21 protein-coding genes are annotated in these 20,418 nt (G+C 60.0%); 17 read left to right on the top strand and 4 right to left on the bottom strand.

The features are described 5' to 3' along the window. The first annotated feature begins 111 nt into the window (after positions 1–111). The 10 genes from AC07V9_RS21720 to hisC all read left to right on the top strand — a co-directional run bounded on the left by AC07V9_RS21720 (position 112) and on the right by hisC (position 8,127). Positions 112–921: an ATP-binding cassette domain-containing protein gene (locus tag AC07V9_RS21720; RefSeq protein ID WP_495017698.1), complete on the top strand. Its 810-nt coding sequence runs from the start codon at positions 112–114 to the stop codon at positions 919–921. After that, positions 921–1,718 carry a lipid asymmetry maintenance ABC transporter permease subunit MlaE gene (gene mlaE / locus AC07V9_RS21715; RefSeq protein WP_495017697.1) on the top strand — a complete coding sequence of 266 codons (798 nt, stop codon included), beginning with the start codon at positions 921–923 and terminating at the stop codon, positions 1,716–1,718. The genes AC07V9_RS21720 and mlaE overlap by 1 nt, the downstream gene beginning before the upstream one ends. Beyond that, entirely contained in the window at positions 1,718–2,185 is a 468-nt protein-coding gene (gene mlaD, locus AC07V9_RS21710) for an outer membrane lipid asymmetry maintenance protein MlaD (RefSeq protein WP_495017696.1), read from the top strand. Before mlaE ends, mlaD begins: the two co-directional genes overlap by 1 nt. Positions 2,186–2,196: 11 nt before the next feature. Further along, complete coding sequence (locus AC07V9_RS21705) at positions 2,197–2,853, top strand: MlaC/ttg2D family ABC transporter substrate-binding protein (RefSeq protein WP_495017695.1); 657 nt, start codon at positions 2,197–2,199, stop codon at positions 2,851–2,853. Then, positions 2,850–3,155, top strand: a complete 306-nt coding sequence (locus tag AC07V9_RS21700; RefSeq protein ID WP_495017694.1) for an STAS domain-containing protein — start codon at positions 2,850–2,852, stop codon at positions 3,153–3,155. The genes AC07V9_RS21705 and AC07V9_RS21700 overlap by 4 nt, the downstream gene beginning before the upstream one ends. 114 nt (positions 3,156–3,269) lie before the next feature. Then, positions 3,270–3,509 (top strand): BolA family protein, encoded by a 240-nt coding sequence (locus AC07V9_RS21695; protein WP_495017693.1) that lies wholly within the window; start codon positions 3,270–3,272, stop codon positions 3,507–3,509. A 23-nt stretch (positions 3,510–3,532) separates the two neighbouring features. Further along, the gene (gene murA / locus AC07V9_RS21690; protein ID WP_495017692.1) at positions 3,533–4,798 is read left to right on the top strand and encodes a UDP-N-acetylglucosamine 1-carboxyvinyltransferase; all 1,266 of its coding nucleotides are present in this window, start codon (positions 3,533–3,535) and stop codon (positions 4,796–4,798) included. 162 nt (positions 4,799–4,960) lie between these two features. Beyond that, on the top strand, positions 4,961–5,596 hold the full coding sequence (gene hisG, locus AC07V9_RS21685; protein ID WP_495017691.1) for an ATP phosphoribosyltransferase: 636 nt from the start codon (positions 4,961–4,963) through the stop codon (positions 5,594–5,596). A gap of 147 nt (positions 5,597–5,743) precedes the next feature. Continuing rightward, complete coding sequence (gene hisD / locus AC07V9_RS21680; RefSeq protein ID WP_495017690.1) at positions 5,744–7,072, top strand: histidinol dehydrogenase; 1,329 nt, start codon at positions 5,744–5,746, stop codon at positions 7,070–7,072. 2 nt (positions 7,073–7,074) lie between these two features. Beyond that, a complete protein-coding gene (hisC, locus tag AC07V9_RS21675; protein WP_495017689.1) occupies positions 7,075–8,127 on the top strand; it encodes a histidinol-phosphate transaminase in 1,053 nt (350 codons plus the stop codon). 160 nt (positions 8,128–8,287) lie between these two features. On the opposite strand, the gene algW is transcribed toward hisC, so the two are convergent. Continuing rightward, complete coding sequence (gene algW, locus AC07V9_RS21670; RefSeq protein WP_495017688.1) at positions 8,288–9,460, bottom strand: Do family serine endopeptidase AlgW; 1,173 nt, start codon at positions 9,458–9,460, stop codon at positions 8,288–8,290. A 101-nt stretch (positions 9,461–9,561) separates the two neighbouring features. Here algW and AC07V9_RS21665 point away from each other — a divergent pair, with 101 nt between their 5' ends. From AC07V9_RS21665 to cysN, 3 genes are all read left to right on the top strand, one after another. Then, entirely contained in the window at positions 9,562–10,320 is a 759-nt protein-coding gene (locus AC07V9_RS21665; protein ID WP_495017687.1) for a Nif3-like dinuclear metal center hexameric protein, read from the top strand. A 277-nt stretch (positions 10,321–10,597) separates the two neighbouring features. Continuing rightward, positions 10,598–11,515 (top strand): sulfate adenylyltransferase subunit CysD, encoded by a 918-nt coding sequence (cysD, locus tag AC07V9_RS21660; protein WP_495017686.1) that lies wholly within the window; start codon positions 10,598–10,600, stop codon positions 11,513–11,515. 16 nt (positions 11,516–11,531) lie between these two features. Further along, positions 11,532–13,430, top strand: a complete 1,899-nt coding sequence (cysN, locus tag AC07V9_RS21655) for a sulfate adenylyltransferase subunit CysN (protein ID WP_495017685.1) — start codon at positions 11,532–11,534, stop codon at positions 13,428–13,430. A gap of 218 nt (positions 13,431–13,648) precedes the next feature. On the opposite strand, the gene AC07V9_RS21650 is transcribed toward cysN, so the two are convergent. Both AC07V9_RS21650 and AC07V9_RS21645 read right to left on the bottom strand, forming a co-directional pair. Beyond that, complete coding sequence (locus tag AC07V9_RS21650) at positions 13,649–13,831, bottom strand: hypothetical protein (protein WP_495017684.1); 183 nt, start codon at positions 13,829–13,831, stop codon at positions 13,649–13,651. Positions 13,832–13,981: 150 nt separating this feature from the next. Beyond that, complete coding sequence (locus AC07V9_RS21645) at positions 13,982–14,419, bottom strand: Z-ring associated ZapG family protein (protein ID WP_495017683.1); 438 nt, start codon at positions 14,417–14,419, stop codon at positions 13,982–13,984. A gap of 145 nt (positions 14,420–14,564) precedes the next feature. Here AC07V9_RS21645 and AC07V9_RS21640 point away from each other — a divergent pair, with 145 nt between their 5' ends. From AC07V9_RS21640 to zapE, 3 genes are all read left to right on the top strand, one after another. Next, entirely contained in the window at positions 14,565–15,188 is a 624-nt protein-coding gene (locus AC07V9_RS21640) for an alpha/beta hydrolase (RefSeq protein ID WP_495017682.1), read from the top strand. Between the two features lie 33 nt (positions 15,189–15,221). After that, a complete protein-coding gene (locus tag AC07V9_RS21635; RefSeq protein WP_495017681.1) occupies positions 15,222–16,571 on the top strand; it encodes a tryptophan--tRNA ligase in 1,350 nt (449 codons plus the stop codon). Positions 16,572–16,773: 202 nt separating this feature from the next. Continuing rightward, the gene (zapE, locus tag AC07V9_RS21630; RefSeq protein WP_495017680.1) at positions 16,774–17,868 is read left to right on the top strand and encodes a cell division protein ZapE; all 1,095 of its coding nucleotides are present in this window, start codon (positions 16,774–16,776) and stop codon (positions 17,866–17,868) included. Between the two features lie 151 nt (positions 17,869–18,019). On the opposite strand, the gene AC07V9_RS21625 is transcribed toward zapE, so the two are convergent. Then, a complete protein-coding gene (locus tag AC07V9_RS21625; RefSeq protein ID WP_495017772.1) occupies positions 18,020–18,916 on the bottom strand; it encodes a GlxA family transcriptional regulator in 897 nt (298 codons plus the stop codon). A 245-nt stretch (positions 18,917–19,161) separates the two neighbouring features. Between AC07V9_RS21625 and AC07V9_RS21620 the strand changes: the two genes are divergently transcribed. Continuing rightward, positions 19,162–20,298 (top strand): acyl-CoA dehydrogenase family protein, encoded by a 1,137-nt coding sequence (locus AC07V9_RS21620; protein ID WP_495017679.1) that lies wholly within the window; start codon positions 19,162–19,164, stop codon positions 20,296–20,298. Positions 20,299–20,418: the final 120 nt, after the last annotated feature.

Here is a 20,418-nt window from a genome sequence, read left to right as displayed (position 1 = left end):
CGGCGTACGACAGCGGTGTTATAGTTCGCCGCTTGTTCGGCCCCTCCAGACAGTGTGTCGTTCGAAAAGGACGCGGCATCTGAGAGACAGGCTGCCTCGCAAGGAGTTTAGATGAGTGCCGATAACGCCTACGCGGTCGAATTGAAGGGTGTTTCCTTCAAACGCGGTACGCGCAGCATCTTCAATAATGTGGACATCCGCATCCCCCGGGGCAAAGTTACCGGCATCATGGGGCCGTCAGGCAGTGGCAAAACAACGCTGCTGCGACTGATGGGAGCACAACTGCGTCCGAGCAGCGGTGAGGTCTGGGTCAATGGCCAGAACTTGCCGCAGCTTTCGCGCAGCGATCTTTTCGATGCTCGCAAGCAGATGGGTGTCCTGTTTCAGAGCGGTGCGCTGTTCACCGATCTCGACGTATTCGAAAACGTGGCGTTCCCGCTGCGTGTCCATACCCAATTGCCTGAAGACATGATCCGCGACATCGTCCTGCTCAAACTGCAGGCGGTGGGTCTGCGCGGCGCGGTCGAGTTGATGCCCGATGAGCTGTCCGGCGGCATGAAGCGTCGCGTTGCGCTGGCCCGGGCGATTGCGCTGGACCCGCAGATCCTCATGTATGACGAGCCTTTCGTGGGGCAGGACCCGATTGCCATGGGCGTGCTGGTGCGCCTGATCCGTCTGCTCAATGACGCGCTCGGCATCACCAGTGTCGTGGTGTCTCACGACCTGGCCGAGACCGCGAGCATCGCCGACTACCTCTATGTGGTCGGCGACGGACAGGTCCTGGGGCAGGGGACTCCGCAGGAATTGATGCAATCGGATAATCCGCGCATTCGCCAGTTCATGACAGGGGATCCAGACGGCCCTGTGCCTTTTCACTATCCGGCACCGGATTATCGCGAAGATCTTTTGGGGAAGCGCTGATGCGCAGAAAGTCGTTGATGGATCGTGTTCGCCTGATGGGGCGTTCGGCGATCGATATTGTTGCAGTATTGGGGCGTTCGGGGCTGTTTCTGTTTCATGCCTTGCTAGGACGAGGCGGGATCGGAGGCGGTTTCCAGTTACTGGTTCGCCAGCTTTACTCGGTCGGCGTGATGTCGCTGGCGATCATCGTCGTTTCCGGTGTTTTCATTGGCATGGTGCTGGCCCTGCAGGGCTTCAGCATCCTGGCCAAATACGGCTCAGAGCAGGCGGTTGGGCAGATGGTTGCCTTGACGCTGCTGCGTGAACTGGGGCCGGTGGTGACTGCGCTGTTGTTCGCGGGGCGTGCAGGTTCGGCATTGACCGCGGAAATCGGCAACATGAAATCTACCGAGCAGTTGTCCAGCCTCGAAATGATCGGTGTCGACCCGCTGAAGTACATCGTCGCGCCGCGTCTGTGGGCAGGTTTCATTTCCCTGCCCGTGCTCGCCATCATTTTCAGCGTTGTCGGTATCTGGGGCGGCTCCTGGGTGGCCGTTGACTGGCTGGGCGTCTACGAAGGTTCCTTCTGGGCGAACATGCAGAACAGCGTTTCCTTCCCCAACGACGTCATCAACGGTGTCATCAAAAGCGTCGTCTTCGCTTTCGTGGTCACCTGGATTGCCGTGTTCCAAGGCTATGACTGCGAGCCCACTTCAGAGGGGATCAGTCGCGCCACGACCAAGACCGTGGTCTATGCCTCTTTGGCCGTATTGGGCCTGGACTTTATTTTGACCGCCTTGATGTTTGGAGACTTCTGATGCAAAACCGCGCCCTCGAAACCGGTGTCGGCCTGTTCCTGCTGGCCGGGATTCTGGCTTTGCTCTTGCTCGCCCTGCGCGTCAGTGGTCTGAGCGCCAGCACGACAAGTGACAGCTATAAACTTTATGCAAATTTCGACAATATCGCTGGTTTGACTGTCAGAGCGAAGGTGACCATGGCCGGTGTGACCATCGGCAAGGTCACTGCAATCGATCTGGACCACGATACCTTCACCGGCCGTGTGACCATGGAAGTCGACAAGCGGGTCAACAACCTGCCTTCCGACTCCACGGCATCCATTCTCACTGCCGGCCTGCTGGGTGAGAAATATGTCGGCATCAGCGTGGGCGGTGATGACAAGCTGCTCAAGGACGGCGGGACGATTCATGACACCCAGTCGTCGTTGGTACTCGAGGACCTGATCGGTAAATTCCTGCTTAATTCCGTGGGTAAAGACGCCAAATGAGGAGTTTTTTCATGATCTCGATTCTGCGCCGTGGCCTTCTGGTGCTGCTGGCTGCTCTGCCACTGTTTGCCAACGCGGCTGCTACTGCATCCTCAGCTCATGATCTGGTGGACAGCACGACCAAGCAATTACTGGCAGACCTTGCGGCGAACAAGGAAACCTACAAAACCAACCCGCAGGCGTTCTATGACGCGCTCAACGGCATCGTGGGCCCGGTAATCGATGCGGACGGCATCTCCAAAAGCATCATGACTGTCAAGTATTCGCGCAACGCTACACCTGCGCAGATGCAGCGCTTCCAGGAAAACTTCAAGCGCAGCCTGATCCAGTTCTATGGCAACGCGCTGCTGGAATACAACAACCAGGGCATAACCGTTTCCCCGGCCAAGGAAGAGGGTGCCGATCGCACCTCTGTCGACATGTCGGTCAAGGGTAACAACGGCGCCGTGTACCCGGTTTCGTACACCCTCGTGAAGATCAACAACGAGTGGAAAGTGCGCAACGTGATCATCAACGGCATCAACATTGGCAAGTTGTTCCGCGACCAGTTCGCTGACGCGATGCAGCGCAACGGCAACAACTTGGACAAGACCATCGATGGCTGGGCTGGCGAAGTCGCCAAGGCCAAGCAGGAGACCGAAAAGTCGCCTGACAAGGTCGTCAAATGAGTGAAGCATGTGTCACAGCGGTGGGTGGTGGCGAGCTGAAGCTGTTTGGCGTGCTCGACTACCGCTCAGCCCCCGCGCTGCGCAAGCAGGGTGCCGATTTGATCAAGGCCAGTGATGCACCAGCAATGGTGCTCGACTGCTCAGCCGTGGAGAAGTCCAGCAGCGTGGGCCTTGCGCTTTTGCTGGCCTTCATGCGCGACGGGCAGGCGGCTGGCAAGTCGGTCACCGTCCGAGCGTTGCCCGAAGACATGAAAGAAATCGCACAGGTCTCGGGTCTGACCGAACTGTTCGAACAACATTGATTGCTGTCATCGATCAAGCCCCTCGTCCGGCTCCTGCAACGCAGGGTTCGCAACGAGAGGGCTTTTTTGTATGATGGCCGACCCGCGCGCGTAGAGCGCCGATTGAGGTTAAGCATGCAGGCCGTAGAAGTTAAAAGCTTCCTTGAAGGTAAGCTGCCAGAGGTCCAGGTCGAAGTTGAAGGCGAAGGCTGCAACTTCCAGTTGAACCTGATCAGCGATGAGCTGGCTACACTGAGTCCAGTCAAGCGCCAGCAGCAGATCTACACGCATTTGAACCCATGGATCGCCGATGGCAGCATCCACGCGGTCACCATGAAATTTTTCAGCCGCGCTGCATGGGCCGAGCGCACCTGAGCCTAATTGGCGTCGAGATTCCAATGGATAAACTGATTATTACTGGCGGCGTTCGTCTTGATGGCGAAATCCGCATTTCCGGGGCGAAGAACTCTGCCCTGCCGATTCTTGCTGCAACCCTGCTGGCCGATGGGCCGGTCACCGTGCAGAACCTTCCGCACTTGCACGACATCACCACCATGATCGAGCTGTTCGGCCGCATGGGCATTGAGCCGATCATCGACGAGAAGCTCAGCGTCGAGATCGATCCTCGCACCATCAAGACCCTGGTCGCGCCCTACGAGCTGGTGAAAACCATGCGCGCCTCGATCCTGGTGCTGGGTCCGATGGTTGCCCGCTTCGGCGAGGCTGAAGTCGCTTTGCCTGGCGGTTGCGCCATCGGTTCGCGTCCAGTCGACCTGCACATCCGTGGCCTGGAAGCCATGGGCGCGATCATCGAAGTCGAAGGCGGCTACATCAAGGCCAAGGCGCCAGAAGGCGGCCTGCGTGGCGCGCACTTCTTCTTTGACACCGTCAGCGTGACGGGTACCGAAAACATCATGATGGCCGCAGCCTTGGCCCGCGGCCGCAGCGTGTTGCAGAACGCTGCGCGCGAGCCTGAAGTGGTCGATCTGGCGAACTTCATCAACGCCATGGGTGGCAAGGTTTCCGGTGCTGGCACCGACACCATCACCATCGAAGGCGTCGAGCGTCTGGGCCAGGCGACCTATCGCGTCATGCCTGACCGCATCGAGACCGGCACTTACCTGGTTGCCGCTGCCGTGACCGGTGGCCGCGTCAAGGTCAAGGACACCGATCCGACCATCCTTGAAGCCGTTCTCGAGAAACTGCGTGAAGCGGGCGCAGAAATCACCACCGGTGAGGACTGGATCGAGCTGAACATGCACGGCAAGCGTCCGAAGGCCGTCAATCTGCGCACCGCGCCGTACCCAGCTTTTCCGACTGACATGCAGGCTCAGTTCATTTCGCTGAACGCCATTGCCGAAGGCACCGGCGCGATCATCGAGACGATCTTCGAAAACCGTTTCATGCACGTGTACGAAATGCACCGCATGGGCGCGCAGATTCAGGTCGAGGGCAACACGGCCATCGTCACTGGCTGCGAAAAGCTCAAAGGCGCGCCAGTGATGGCCACCGACCTGCGTGCTTCGGCCAGCCTCGTGCTGTCGGCACTGGTCGCCCAGGGCGACACGCTGATCGACCGCATCTACCACATCGACCGTGGTTATGAGTGCATCGAAGAAAAACTGCAGATGCTGGGCGCCAAGATCCGTCGCGTTCCGGGCTGATTGCTTGAGGAGCCCGCTGTCTGCGCTGAGCAGGCGGCGGGTTGCCGATGCAGGTTTGACCTTTTGAATCGTTTCACTTCGAGTCCTATGGTTCTGACTCGAAGGTGGTCGGGCGCCACTCGCGACCCGGCACGTGCTTGCTGATAAGGACTGACGTTTCCCATGTTGACCATCGCACTGTCCAAGGGCCGAATCCTTGACGACACCCTGCCGCTTCTCGCTGCGGCGGGCATCGTGCCGACCGAGAATCCGGACAAGAGCCGCAAGTTGATCATTCCAACGACCCAGGACGATGTACGCCTGCTGATCGTGCGGGCGACCGATGTGCCGACCTATGTCGAGCATGGCGCGGCGGATCTGGGTGTGGCGGGCAAGGACGTCCTGATGGAGTACGGTGGCCAGGGGCTGTACGAGCCGCTGGATCTGCAGATTGCCCAATGCAAACTGATGACCGCGGGTGCTGTAGGTGCCGCCGAACCTCGCGGCCGTCTGCGTGTGGCGACCAAGTTCGTCAACGTTGCCAAGCGTTACTACGCCGAACAAGGCCGTCAGGTCGACATCATCAAGCTGTACGGCTCCATGGAGCTGGCGCCGCTGGTCGGCTTGGCCGACAAGATCATCGACGTCGTCGACACAGGCAACACGCTGCGTGCCAACGGTCTGGAGCCTCAGGAGCTGATCGCCCACATCAGTTCCCGTCTGGTGGTGAACAAGGCTTCGATGAAGATGCAGCACGCCCGCATCCAGTCGCTGATCGACACGCTGCGCGGGGCCGTGGAGTCGCGACACCGCGGTTGACTGATTCGCGCAACGTCACACGACGTTGCGCCCAGCTATCCGTGTCATAGCCAAATTTCTCAGGTGCCTGCGCGGATGGCTTGGTAGCTTAGGCTCCTGCCTTCGCATTAGGCTCCTGAGAAAACGCCATTTATAGAGGCTCACGCTATGACCACTTCCAACACCATTCGCCGACTCAACGCTGCTGACCCGGATTTCGCTCGACATCTGGATCATTTGCTGAGCTGGGAAAGCGTGTCTGACGATTCGGTCAATCAGCGTGTGCTGGACATCATCAAGAACGTGCGTGAGCGCGGTGATGCGGCGCTGGTGGAATACACCCAGCGCTTCGATGCGCTGGACGTCGCCTCCATGGCCGACCTGATCCTGCCGCGCGAGCGTCTGGAACTGGCCCTGACTCGTATCACCCCGGCTCAGCGCCAGGCGCTGGAAAAGGCAGCCGACCGTGTGCGCAGCTACCACGAACGGCAAAAACAGGACTCCTGGAGCTACACCGAAGCCGACGGCACCGTGCTGGGCCAGAAGGTCACGCCACTGGATCGTGCAGGCCTGTACGTGCCAGGCGGCAAGGCGTCGTACCCATCTTCGGTACTGATGAACGCGATCCCGGCCAAGGTGGCAGGCGTCGGTGAAGTCGTGATGGTCGTCCCGACCCCGCGCGGCGAGATCAACGAGCTGGTGCTGGCTGCGGCCTGCATCGCGGGCGTTGATCGCGTGTTCACCATCGGCGGCGCGCAGGCTGTCGCGGCATTGGCCTACGGCACTGAAAGCGTGCCGCAGGTCGACAAGGTGGTCGGCCCAGGCAACATTTATGTCGCCACGGCCAAGCGCCACGTGTTCGGTCAGGTCGGTATCGACATGATCGCAGGTCCCTCGGAAATCCTCGTGGTGTGCGACGGCCAGACCGATCCGGACTGGATCGCCATGGACCTGTTCTCCCAAGCCGAGCACGACGAAGACGCCCAGGCGATTCTGGTCAGCCCCGACGCCGAGTTCCTCGACAAGGTCGCCGCGAGCATCGCCAAACTGATGCCGACCATGGAACGCGCCGAGATCATCAACACTTCGATCAACGGCCGTGGCGCCCTGATCAAGGTGGCGGACATGGCCCAGGCCATCGAAGTCGCCAACCGCATCGCGCCAGAGCACCTGGAGCTGTCGGTTGCTGACCCTCAGGCCTGGCTGCCACAGATTCGTCACGCCGGTGCCATCTTCATGGGCCGTCACACCTCTGAAGCGCTGGGCGATTACTGCGCAGGCCCGAACCACGTGCTGCCGACGTCCGGCACCGCGCGTTTTTCCTCGCCACTGGGGGTCTACGATTTCCAGAAACGCTCCTCGATCATTTTCTGCTCGGAGCAGGGCGCCTCGGAGCTGGGCAAGACCGCGTCGGTGCTGGCGCGCGGCGAGTCGTTGACCGCTCACGCCCGCAGCGCTGAATACCGCATCGTCGACACTCAACAAGAAGGCAAGTGAGCATGAGCAAATTCTGGAGTCCTTTTGTCCGTGACCTCGTGCCTTACGTGCCGGGCGAACAGCCGAAAATCACCAAGCTGGTGAAACTGAACACCAACGAAAACCCTTATGGCCCGTCGCCAAAAGCCCTTGAGGCGATGCGCGCCGAGGTCAATGACAATCTGCGTCTTTACCCGGACCCGAACAGCGACCTGCTCAAGCAGGCCGTCGCGCGCTACTACGGCGTCGACGCGAATCGTGTGTTCCTCGGCAACGGTTCCGACGAAGTGCTGGCTCACGCCTACCACGCGTTCTTCCTGCAGGAAAAACCGCTGCTCTTCCCGGACATCAGCTACAGCTTTTACCCGGTGTACTGCGGCCTGTATGGCGTTGAGTACGAGGCGGTGCCGCTGGACGAGCAGTTCCAGATCCGCGTTGAGGACTACAGCCGCCCGAACGGCGGGATCATCTTCCCGAACCCCAATGCTCCGACCGGCTGCCTGCTCGCGCTGGAGGCAGTGGAGCAGATCCTCAAGGCCAATCCTGATTCGGTGGTGATCGTTGACGAAGCGTACATCGACTTCGGTGGCGAGACGGCCATCGGTCTGGTGGATCAGTACCCAAACCTGCTGGTCACGCAGACGCTGTCCAAGTCCCGTTCACTGGCCGGCCTGCGGGTCGGGCTGGCGGTCGGCCACCCCGATTTGATCGAGGCGCTGGAGCGGGTCAAGAACAGCTTCAACTCTTATCCGCTGGATCGCATGGCCATTGTCGGCGCTGCCGCCGCGTTCGATGATCGCGAGTACTTCGAGCAGACCTGCAAGCAGGTGATCGCGAGCCGTGAAATCCTGGTTGAGCAGCTGGAGGGCATAGGCTTTGAGGTGCTCCCATCGGCCGCGAATTTCATCTTCGCCCGTCACCCTCAGCATGATGCGGCGGGTCTTGCGGCCAAGGTGCGTGAGCAGGGCGTGATCGTGCGCCACTTCAAACAGGAACGCATCGCGCAATTCCTGCGCATTACCATCGGCACGCCTGAGCAGAATCAGGCGCTGGTGGATGCGTTGGGAGCGTTGTAGCGATTTATTGTAGGAGCGCGCTTGCCCGCGAGTGCGATGGGTCAATGGCTGATATCTTGCCTGACCGAACGCGATCGCGGGCAAGCGCGCTCCTACCGTTGGACGCGGCGAGCAGGCCAACAATCGGGTTGCCTGCACACCGCCTCGGCATGTCCGAAGCTTAATCCTCAGCCGCAGGCGCAGGCGCAGGCGCAGGCGTCTGTGGCGGACGCAGTCCCACTTCCGCCATCAACTTCAATTCCTTGCCGTTCCGCATGACTTGAATCGCAATCTTGTCTGTCGGTTTGGTCCGAGCGACCTGGTTCATCGACTTGCGTCCGTCACCGGCCGGTTCGCCATTGATGCTCAGAATCACGTCACCCAATTGCAGGCCGGCCTTCTGCGCCGGGCCGTCGCGGAAGATCCCGGCGACCACGATGCCTGGGCGATCCTTCAGGCCGAAGGATTCCGCCAGCTCCTGAGTCAGCGGCTGCACCTCGATCCCCAGCCAGCCGCGAATCACCTGGCCATGCTCGATGATCGACTTCATCACTTCCAGCGCCAACTTGGTTGGAATGGCAAAGCCGATCCCTTGAGAGCCGCCCGACTTGGAGAAGATCGCCGTGTTGATTCCGGTCAGGTTGCCATTGGCGTCCACCAGTGCGCCGCCCGAGTTGCCGGGGTTGATGGCCGCGTCGGTCTGGATGAAGTCCTCGTAGGTGTTGAGGCCCAGCTGGTTGCGCCCAGTGGCGCTGATGATGCCCATGGTCACCGTCTGGCCCACGCCAAACGGGTTGCCGATGGCCAAGGCAACATCGCCGATGCGGATGTTGTCGGAGCTGCCGAGGGTAATGGAGGGCAGGTTCTTCAGGTCGATCTTGAGGACCGCAAGGTCGGTTTCCGGATCGCTGCCGATCACCCGAGCGATGGTTTCGCGACCGTCCTTCAAGGCCACGACGATCTGGTCGGCGCCGGAGGTGACGTGGTTGTTGGTCAGCAAATAGCCTTCAGGGCTCATGATCACCGCCGAACCGAGGCTGGACTCCATTCGCCGCTGTTTGGGCAGGTTATCGCCGAAGAAACGCCGGAACTGCGGGTCTTCGAACAGCGGATGATTGGGTTTGTTGTTGACCATCTTGGTCGTGTACAGGTTGGCCACCGCAGGCGCGGCGCTGCTCACGGCATCGGCGTAGGACACCGGGCCTTGCTGGATGAAGGCCGTCTGTGGCGCCTGTTGCAGGTTGACGTCCTGGCTCGGCAGGCCGACCCACTGCGGATAGCGCTGAATAATCAATAAAGCGATAAGCACACCAGCAAGCAATGGCCAGCCGAGAAAACGCAGCGCTTTGAACATTGAACAAGGTCCTGAAGGAAAAAACGCAGCTTACCTGCGCCATAATGGCGGGCATTATACGAGGACCAGCACGGTCTGAAATGCCTATTTAGGAGACTTTTATGGCTGTTTCTCTGAACACACTCGTTGAGGAAGCGGACCGCTATCTGGGCAGCGCACGGGTTCAGGATTATTGCCCCAACGGCTTGCAGGTCGAAGGGCGGCCGCAGGTCACCCGGATCGTTTCCGGCGTCACCGCAAGCCAAGCCTTGCTCGATGCGGCGGTGGAGGCCGATGCCGACCTGATCCTGGTCCATCACGGGTACTTCTGGAAAGGTGAAGACGCGCGCATTACCGGCATGAAGCAGCGTCGTTTGAAGACCTTGCTCAAGCACGACATCAGCCTGCTGGCCTATCACTTGCCGCTGGATCTGCATCCTGAGGTGGGCAACAACGTGCAGTTGGCGCAGCAGCTCGACATCACTATAGAAGGCCCGCTCGATCCGGAAAACCCTCGCATCGTCGGGCTGGTCGGCTCGTTGTCCGAGCCCATGACGCCTCGGGATTTCGCTCATCGAGTGCAAAGTGCGTTGGGGCGCGAGCCGATGTTGATAGAGGGCAGCGGTATGGTCCGTCGCGTGGGTTGGTGCACGGGAGGGGGGCAGGGCTATATCGATCAGGCGGTGCTGGCCGGTGTCGATCTGTACCTGAGTGGCGAGGCGTCTGAGCAGACCTTCCACAGCGCTCGCGAAAACGACATCAGCTTCATCGCGGCTGGCCATCATGCCACCGAGCGTTATGGTGTGCAGGCGCTGGGCGATTACCTCGCGCGTCGATTTGCGCTGGAGCATCTGTTCATCGATTGCCCCAATCCGATTTGAGGTTAACCCACGCAACCACAGGTGCCCCCTGTGGGAGCCTGCTTGCTGGCGAAAGCAGTGTGTCATTCAACACATCTGTGGCTGAACTGACGCCTTCGCCAGCAAGCCGGCTCCCACAAAATGGTGACCGCAAATGCGACGGGTCCAAAGCCTGAGCTATATGTTTATACCGTTTCGATCTATGGGGGCCGCTGATTAGAATCAGGCCTCATGATAAAGTGCCTCGCTCGACAGAGCCCGCAGGCTCTCCATAAAGTACGTTATCCCGTGAGTAACCATGGTCGACAAACTGACGCATCTGAAACAGCTGGAGGCGGAAAGCATCCACATCATCCGCGAGGTCGCCGCCGAGTTCGATAACCCGGTGATGCTGTACTCGATCGGCAAGGACTCCGCCGTGATGCTGCACTTGGCGCGCAAGGCCTTCTTTCCGGGCAAGTTGCCGTTCCCGGTGATGCACGTGGACACACGTTGGAAGTTTCAGGAGATGTATCGCTTCCGCGACAAGATGGTCGAGGAGATGGGCCTTGAGCTGATCACCCACATCAACCCGGAAGGCGTGGCGCAGGACATCAACCCGTTCACCCACGGCAGCTCCAAGCACACCGACATCATGAAAACCCAGGGCCTGAAACAGGCGCTGGACAAGCACGGCTTCGACGCCGCTTTCGGCGGCGCGCGCCGCGACGAGGAGAAGTCCCGCGCCAAGGAGCGCGTGTATTCCTTCCGCGACAGCAAGCACCGCTGGGACCCGAAGAACCAGCGTCCCGAGCTCTGGAACGTGTACAACGGCAACGTCAACAAGGGCGAGTCGATCCGCGTGTTCCCGCTGTCCAACTGGACCGAACTGGACATCTGGCAGTACATCTACCTCGAAGGCATCCCGATCGTCCCGTTGTACTTCGCCGCCGAGCGTGAAGTCATCGAGAAGAACGGCACCCTGATCATGATCGACGACGATCGCATCCTTGAGCACCTCACCGACGATGAAAAAGCACGCATCGTCAAGAAGAAGGTGCGTTTCCGTACTCTTGGCTGCTACCCGCTGACGGGCGCTGTCGAATCCGAGGCCGAGACCCTGACGGACATCATTCAGGAGATGCTCCTGACCCGTACGTCCGAACGCCAGGGCCGCGTCATCGACCACGATGGCGCCGGTTCCATGGAAGACAAGAAACGCCAAGGCTACTTCTAATTTTCAGGGTCTCCTCATGTCGCACCAATCTGATTTGATCAGCGAGGACATCCTCGCCTACCTGGGCCAGCACGAACGTAAGGAGATGCTGCGCTTTCTGACCTGTGGCAACGTCGACGACGGCAAGAGCACGTTGATCGGCCGTTTGCTGCACGACTCCAAGATGATCTACGAAGATCACCTGGAAGCCATCACCCGTGACTCCAAGAAGTCCGGCACCACCGGCGATGACGTCGACCTGGCGTTGCTGGTGGACGGTCTGCAAGCCGAGCGCGAGCAGGGCATCACCATTGACGTGGCCTACCGTTACTTCTCGACGGCCAAACGCAAATTCATCATCGCCGACACCCCCGGCCATGAGCAGTACACCCGCAACATGGCCACCGGCGCGTCCACCTGTGACCTGGCGATCATCCTGGTCGACGCACGTTACGGCGTGCAGACCCAGACCCGTCGCCACAGCTACATCGCGTCGCTGCTGGGTATCAAGCACATCGTGGTCGCCATCAACAAGATGGACCTCAATGGCTTCGACGAGACCATTTTCGAGCAGATCAAGGCCGACTACCTGAAGTTCGCCGATCGTATCTCCCTGAAACCGACCACCATGGAATTCGTTCCGATGTCGGCGCTCAAGGGCGACAACGTGGTGAACAAGAGCGAGCGTTCGCCTTGGTACACCGGCCAGTCGCTGATGGAAATCCTCGAAACCGTCGAGATCGCCAGCGACCGCAATCTCGACGACCTGCGCTTCCCCGTGCAGTACGTCAACCGCCCGAACCTGAACTTCCGTGGCTTTGCCGGGACGCTGGCCAGCGGCATCGTGCGCAAGGGCGACGAAGTCGTCGTGCTGCCCTCGGGCAAGGGCAGCCGGGTTAAATCCATCGTCACCTTCGAAGGTGAGCTGGAACACGCAGGCCCAGGTCAGGCCGTGACCCTGACCATGGAAGACGAAATCGACATCTCCCGTGGCGACCTGTTGGTGCACGCCGACAATGTCCCGCAAGTGGCTGACGCCTTCGACGCCATGTTGGTGTGGATGGCTGAAGAGCCGATGCTGCCGGGCAAGAAGTACGACATCAAGCGCGCCACGTCTTATGTGCCGGGCTCGATTGCCAGCATCACCCACCGGGTCGATGTGAACACGCTGGAAGAAGGTCCTGCCAGCGCGTTGCAACTGAACGAAATCGGTCGCGTGAAGATCAGCCTTGATGCGCCGATCGCCCTGGACGGCTACGACAGCAACCGCACCACCGGCGCGTTCATCGTCATCGATCGCTTGACCAATGGCACCGTCGCGGCGGGCATGATCATCGCCAAGCCGGTGGTGGCGGGTCACGAAACCCATCACGGCGCGCTGGCTCACGTTTCGGTCGAGGAGCGCGCCCAGCGTTTCGGCCAGAAGCCTGCCACCGTGTTGTTCAGCGGCCTGTCTGGCGCGGGCAAGAGCACACTGGCCTACGCCGTCGAGCGCAAGCTGTTCGACATGGGGCGCGCGGTGTTCGTCCTTGACGGCCAGAACCTGCGTCACGACCTGAACAAAGGTCTGCCGCAGGATCGCGCCGGTCGCACCGAGAACTGGCGTCGTGCCGCGCACGTGGCGCGTCAGTTCAACGAAGCGGGCTTGCTGACCCTGGCGGCGTTCGTCGCACCGGATGCAGCGGGTCGCTCCAACGCCAAGGCGCTGATCGGGGACGATCGCCTGATCACCGTTTACGTTCAAGCGTCGCCTCAGGTTTGTAGCGAGCGTGATCCGCAGGGCCTGTACGCAGCTGGCAAGGACAACATCCCGGGTGAGTCCTTCCCGTACGACGTGCCGCTGGATGCCGATCTTGTGATCGACACCCAATCGCTGAACGTCGAAGAAAGCGTCAAGCAAGTGCTGGATCTGCTGCGAGTCCGCGGCGCGATCTAAGCGTTTTTTGATGCACAAGAAACCCGCCAGCGATGGCGGGTTTTTTTATGGGTGTGATTTCAGCGGCGCACCGCCTTTCCCCTGTGAGAGCGAATTCATTCGCGATTGGCCAGTACATCCAACACGTATTCGCTGGATGTACCACCGCATCGCGAATGAATTCGCTCCCACAGGGGACGATGCAGCCCCTGTGTTCTTTCATCAGGACCAGATGGCGATCACAACGCTAATCGCGATGGCGAGCGCCCCTCGCAGCGTCGATCAAATGTGTGCTTCTCGCACAGCTTTTCCCAGCGCGACTCATACTCCTCCTGCTCCGTGATGTAGCAATCCCTGACGCAGTCCTGCGAAACGCAACCCGTCAGCGCGACGCACGCCGCGACTGTTTTGATGATGTGCATGACCCCTCCTGAAGACCGAAATGGAGCATAGGGTTTGTCGAGAAGCGTTGTAACCGGGCATGTCCTGAAAGTGCGTAAGGCATTTCCGAACGCCCACAAAAAAGCCCGCCACTGATCACCTCAGGGGCGGGCTTTTCGATGGGTATCGTCTTACTTCTTCAAGCCGTAATGCTCATCCAGCATGCCCGGGGTGTTTGGCGCTTTTGGCGCGTAGTCACGTGGTGGCTCGGCGGCGGTGCGTGGCGGGGTCAGGCGGTCGCGTGGCGGTTGCAGTGCATCGGGGTGCAGGGCGGCGAGCAGGCGCTGGCGGGTCAGGTCGTCCAGGGCCAGACGGTTGGCGCCCTCGGCGAGGTGTTCCTGTACGTCCTGATAGCTCTGGGACAGCTTCTGCACCAGGTTGGCCGTGCTGTTGAAGTGGGTGACCACCTCGTTCTGATAGGTGTCGAAACGCTCCTGAACGTCATCCAGCTGGCGCTGAGTGCTGTTAGGCGCGGCATTGGGCAGCGCACGCGCCACGAAGAAACCGATGGCGACACCAACGATCAGGGCGATAGTCGGCAGCAACCAAACTAAGAGCGAGTAATCCACGAGTCCTTCCTCTATAAACGGCTTTGCTTTACGTTAACGGCTCGAACCTGCGCTGTATAGCGGCGACGCGTCGCCCACATGCCAGCCACAGACAATCAGCTAGACGAGTCGACCCAATTGAAGGTCACGGAGTTCATTCTTGCTCATGCGTGAAACCCCTGTATTCATCGACGGCCCGGTGGGCCAACTCCAAGCCCTGTACCTTGACCTGGAAGGGGCCAAGGGCGTGGCGCTGATCTGCCATCCTAACCCGGTTCAGGGCGGCACGATGCTCAATAAAGTCATCTCGACCCTGCAACGCACCGCGCGGGACGCAGGATACATCACGCTGCGTTTCAATTATCGCGGCGTCGGCGAAAGTGCGGGGGCCTCGGACATGGGGCAGGGCGAAGTCGATGACGCCGAAGCTGCGGCGACCTGGCTGCGGGAGAAACACCCGGATCTGCCAATGACCCTGTTCGGTTTCTCCTTCGGTGGTTTTGTCGCGGCCACCCTGGGCGGGCGTCTGGAAGCCAAGGGTGAAACGCTGAACCATCTGTTCATGGTCGCGCCTGCGGTCATGCGTATCGCTGACCCGAGTGCGCTGGCGCAAAAGGCGCCGCTGACCCTGATCCAGCCGGAAACCGACGAGGTGGTCGACCCACAACTCGTATATGCCTGGTCTGACGCACTCTCGCGCCCCCATGAGCTGCTGAAAGTGGCAGAATGCGGACACTTTTTCCACGGCAAGCTGACCGACCTCAAGGATCTGGTCCTGCCGCGCCTCTGAATCGATTGCCGCACCCAGCATAAGCGACCTGCCATGACCACTCGTATCCTGACCGGTATCACCACCACCGGTACGCCCCATTTGGGCAACTACGCCGGTGCCATTCGCCCGGCCATCGTCGCCAGCCGCCAGAGCGATGCCGATTCGTTCTACTTCCTGGCCGATTATCACGCGCTGATCAAATGCGATGACCCGCTGCGCATTCAGCGCTCGCGTCTGGAAATCGCCGCAACCTGGCTGGCAGCCGGTCTGGATGTCGATCGCGTGACCTTCTATCGTCAGTCCGACATTCCGGAAATTCCCGAGCTGACCTGGCTGCTGACCTGCGTGGCTGGCAAGGGCCTGCTCAACCGCGCCCACGCCTACAAGGCGTCGGTGGACAAGAACGTCGAAGCCGGTGAAGACCCGGACGCCGGCATCACCATGGGCCTGTTCAGTTACCCGGTGCTGATGGCCGCCGACATCCTGATGTTCAACGCTCATCAGGTGCCAGTGGGGCGCGACCAGATCCAGCACGTCGAAATGGCGCGCGACATTGGTCAGCGTTTCAACCACCTGTTCGGCCAGGGCAAAGAGTTCTTCGTCATGCCCGAAGCGCTGATCGAAGAGAGCGTGGCGACCTTGCCGGGCCTGGACGGCCGCAAGATGTCGAAGAGCTACGACAACACCATTCCATTGTTCAGCAGCGCCAAGGAGATGAAGGACGCGATTTCGCGCATCGTCACCGACTCGCGCCTGCCCGGCGAAGCGAAAGATCCGGACAATTCGCACCTGTTCACCCTCTATCAGGCATTCGCCAGCAATGATCAAAGCGAAGCGTTCCGCGCCGACCTGCTGCAAGGCCTGGGTTGGGGCGAGGCCAAGCAGCGTCTGTTCCAGCTGCTCGACAGCGAACTGGGCGAAGCCCGCGAGAACTACCATCGTCTGATTGAGCGCCCAGCCGATCTGGAGGACATTCTGCACGCCGGCGCACAGAAGGCACGTCGCATTGCCACGCCGTTTTTGGGTGAGCTGCGTGAAGCTGTCGGCTTGCGTTCGTTCCGCGAAACCACGCCAGTCGTTGCAGCCACCAAGAAGAAGGCCAGCAAGGGTGCGCGCTTCGTCAGCTTCCGTGAAGACGATGGCAGCTTCCGTTTCCGCCTGCTGGCGGCTGATGGCGAGCAGTTACTGTTGTCCCGCTCGTTCACGGACGGCAAGGCGGCGGGCGCGGTGAGCAAACAGCTGCAACAAGGCGGCGATCTGGACATTCGCACAGAGGGCCAGGCGTTCAGCGTATGGCTTGATGGCGCATGCGTGGCCGACAGTCCTGCCTTCGCTGACGCCGCTGCCCGCGACGCTGCGGTCGAGAGCCTGAAACTGGCCCTGGCGCCACAACAGGATTAATTGCCATTACAACGGGCCGTCGCTACAGTGTCGGCCCGTTTTTGCTCCCTTGCGGCGGCTCCGTACGAAATGTTTCGAGCGAAGGTCAGGCAAGGCGAAAACAGCCGAGGAAGCGGAGTTTAGGCCCCTAAATGAGCATTCCGAGGCTGTTTTCAACGCAGCATCACCGAGCGCAGATACATTTCGTACGAGCCGAAAGACTATGACTCCCCTAGAAAGCTATCAAAACGACCTTAAAAAGCCTGAATTCTTCCACGATGCCGCTCAGGAAAACGCTGTGCGTCATCTGCAGCGCCTGTATGACGATCTGGTCGCGGCCCACGAGAACAAGCCTGGCCTGTTCGGCAAGCTGTTCGGCAAGAAAGAAGTCACGGTGATCAAGGGCCTGTACTTCTGGGGCGGCGTTGGCCGTGGCAAGACCTACCTGGTCGACACCTTCTTCGAAGCGCTGCCGTTTGAAGACAAGATGCGCACGCACTTCCACCGCTTCATGAAACGCGTCCACGAGGAGATGAAAAACCTCAAGGGCGAAAAGAACCCGCTGACCCTGATCGCCAAGCAGTTCGCGGGCGAAGCGCGAGTCATCTGCTTCGACGAGTTCTTCGTCTCCGACATCACCGACGCCATGATCCTCGGCACGCTGATGGAAGAGCTGTTCAAGAACGGCGTGACCCTGGTTGCCACCTCGAACATCGTGCCGGACGGCCTGTACAAGGACGGCCTGCAGCGCGCCCGCTTCCTGCCGGCCATCGCGCTGATCAAGCAGAACACCGACATCGTCAACGTCGACAGCGGCGTGGACTATCGTCTGCGTCATCTGGAGCAGGCCGAGCTGTTCCATTTCCCGCTCAACGAAGCGGCTCAGGACAGCATGCGCAAAAGCTTCCGCGCGCTGACCCCCGAGTGCACCAAGGCTGTGGAAAACGATGTGCTGATCATCGAAAACCGTCAGATCAAGGCGCTGCGCACCTGCGACGACGTGGCCTGGTTCGACTTCCGCGAGCTGTGCGACGGCCCTCGCAGTCAAAACGACTACATCGAGCTCGGCAAGATCTTTCACGCCGTGTTGCTCAGTGGCGTTGAGCAGATGAGCGTCACCACCGACGACATCGCTCGGCGTTTCATCAACATGGTCGATGAGTTCTACGACCGCAACGTCAAACTGATCATCTCGGCTGAAGTTGAGTTGAAGGATCTTTACACCGGTGGGCGTCTGAACTTCGAGTTCCAGCGCACGTTGAGTCGCTTGCTGGAAATGCAGTCCCACGAGTTCCTGTCTCGGGCGCACAAGCCTTAAGAGAATTCGACAAAAAACGCCCGCATCTTGCGGGCGTTTTTATTGATGGCGTCCATTGTAGGAGCGCGCTTGCCCGCGATGGCGATTGATCAGTCAGAACAGGGTTGTCTGACACGACGCTATAGCGGGCAAGCGCGCTCCTACAGGCTATTCAGGCCGCCTGCTGAAATTGTTGGCGATACTGATTGGGCGACAGCTCGGTGTGTTGCCGGAACAGTCGTGCGAAAAAGCTCGCATCGTCGTAGCCGACTTCGTAGCTGATGGTCTTGATGCTCTTGCGCGATCCTGACAACAGGCCCTTGGCGGTTTCGATGCGCAGGCGTTGCAGATAGTGCAGCGGTTTGTCGCCCGTGGCCGTCTGGAAGCGACGCATGAAGTTGCGAATGCTCATGCCATGTTCCCGCGCTACGTCTTCGAAGCGGAATTTGTCGGCGAAGTGCTCTTCGAGCCAGTGCTGGATCTGCAGGATGATCACATCCTGATGCAGTTTCTGACCGCCGAAGCCCATTCGGCCTGGCGAGTAGCTGCGCTGGACTTCATACAGGATGTCTCGCGCCACGGTTTGCGCGACGTTGGCGCCGCAGAAACGCTCGATCAGGTAGATGTACAGGTCACACGCCGAAATGGTCCCGCCCGCGCAATACAGGTTGTCGGCGTCGGTCAGGTGCTTCTCCTGATTGAGCAGCACCTTGGGAAACCGCTCGGCGAATTCGTTGAAGAACCGCCAGTAGGTGGTCGCCTCCTTGCCATCGAGCAGCCCGGCTTCGGCCAGCCAGAACACGCCACTGGCCTCGCCGCACAGCACGGCGCCGCGGGCGTGCTGTTCACGCAGCCAAGGCAGGATTTGTGAGTAGCGTTGTCGCAGGGTGTCGAAGTTATCGACAAAGGCTGGGAGGATGATGATGTCGGCGTTTTCGAGCGCGCCGTCCACCGGCAACACGACTTCGCTGAAGCTGCGAACTTGCTGGCCGTCGGGGCTGACGAGACGGGTTTCAAAAGCGGCTTTGAGGCCTTGGCCCAACTGTTTGCCATAGCGCAGGCTGGCCAGATGGAAGAAGTCCTTGGCCTGGGTCAAAGTGGACGCGAAGATTCCATCGATCGCGAGGATGCTGACGCGCCGCAATGGCACGTTGTGTTGAGTAGACATAATCTGTTGTTCTTATAAGGGAAAGTGGTCAAGCAACGGCGTGATCGTCTTATTTTTTGTCGGATGTGTCCAGTGTCGTCGTCAAATTCCTCGGCATACGCTCTGTTCGCACTGCTCCCCGACGATCCCTCAAGACAAGGTGCCCCATGCTCCCAAGAACTCTTTTCAGCCCGGAACACGAGCTTTTCCGCGACAGCGTGCGCAAGTTTCTCGAGCAGGAGGCCGCGCCATTTCATGCGCAATGGGAGAAGCAGGGGCACATCGATCGCACCCTGTGGAACCGCGCGGGGGAGCAGGGCATGTTGTGTTCGCACCTGCCTGAGGCCTACGGCGGCATGGCGGCGGACTTTCTCTACACCACCGTCGTGATCGAGGAAATCTACCGGCTGGGCCTGACCGGCATCGGGTTTTCCCTGCACTCGGACATCGTCGCACCCTACATCCTGCATTACGGCAGCGAGGCTTTGAAGCAGAAATACCTGCCGAAGATGGTGTCTGGCGAGATGGTGACTGCTATCGCGATGACCGAACCGGGCGCTGGCTCTGACCTTCAGGGCGTGAAGACCACAGCGGTGCTCGACGGCGATGAGTACGTTATCAATGGCTCCAAGACGTTTATCACCAATGGCTTCCTGGCGGATCTGGTCGTCGTCGTAGCCAAGACCGACCCCAAAGCGGGCGCCAAGGGCACCAGCTTGTTTTTGGTGGAGGCGGGTACGCCGGGCTTCGAAAAGGGCAAGCGCCTGGAGAAAGTCGGCATGAAGGCCCAGGACACGTCCGAATTGTTCTTTCAGGACGTCAGAGTACCCAAGGAGAACCTGCTGGGCCAAGCCGGGATGGGCTTTGCCTATCTCATGCAGGAGCTGCCCCAGGAGCGCCTGACGGTTGCCATCGGTGCCATCGCCTCGGCCGAAGCGGCCTTGCAGTGGACGCTGGAGTACACCCGTGAGCGCAAGGCGTTTGGTCAGGCGATTGCCGACTTTCAGAACACCCGTTTCAAGTTGGCGGAAATCGCCACTGAAGTGCAGATCGGCAGGGTCTTCATTGACCGCTGTCTTGAGTTGCATCTGCAGGGCAAGCTGGATGTCCCGACAGCAGCCATGGCCAAGTACTGGGCGACGGATTTGCAATGCAAGGTGCTCGACGAATGCGTGCAGCTGCATGGCGGGTACGGTTTCATGTGGGAATACCCGATTGCGCGCGCGTGGGCGGATGCGCGGGTGCAGCGGATTTATGCAGGGACCAACGAGATCATGAAGGAGATTATTGCGCGGGCTTTGTAGGGGCGGGGTGGGCTGACTCGGATGGGACTGTTGTTGCGAAACCCTGTGGGAGATTCTATGTTTGGGGGGCAACCCCCAAACGTCTGGCAGGGTCGTAATCCTGCTTTTTCTTCAGCAACG

It is taken from the genome of Pseudomonas sp. GW821-FHT02A11, from assembly GCF_059421985.1.
Note: the sequence above shows the minus strand (reverse complement) of the source record. Positions and strands in the feature narration are given on the sequence as shown.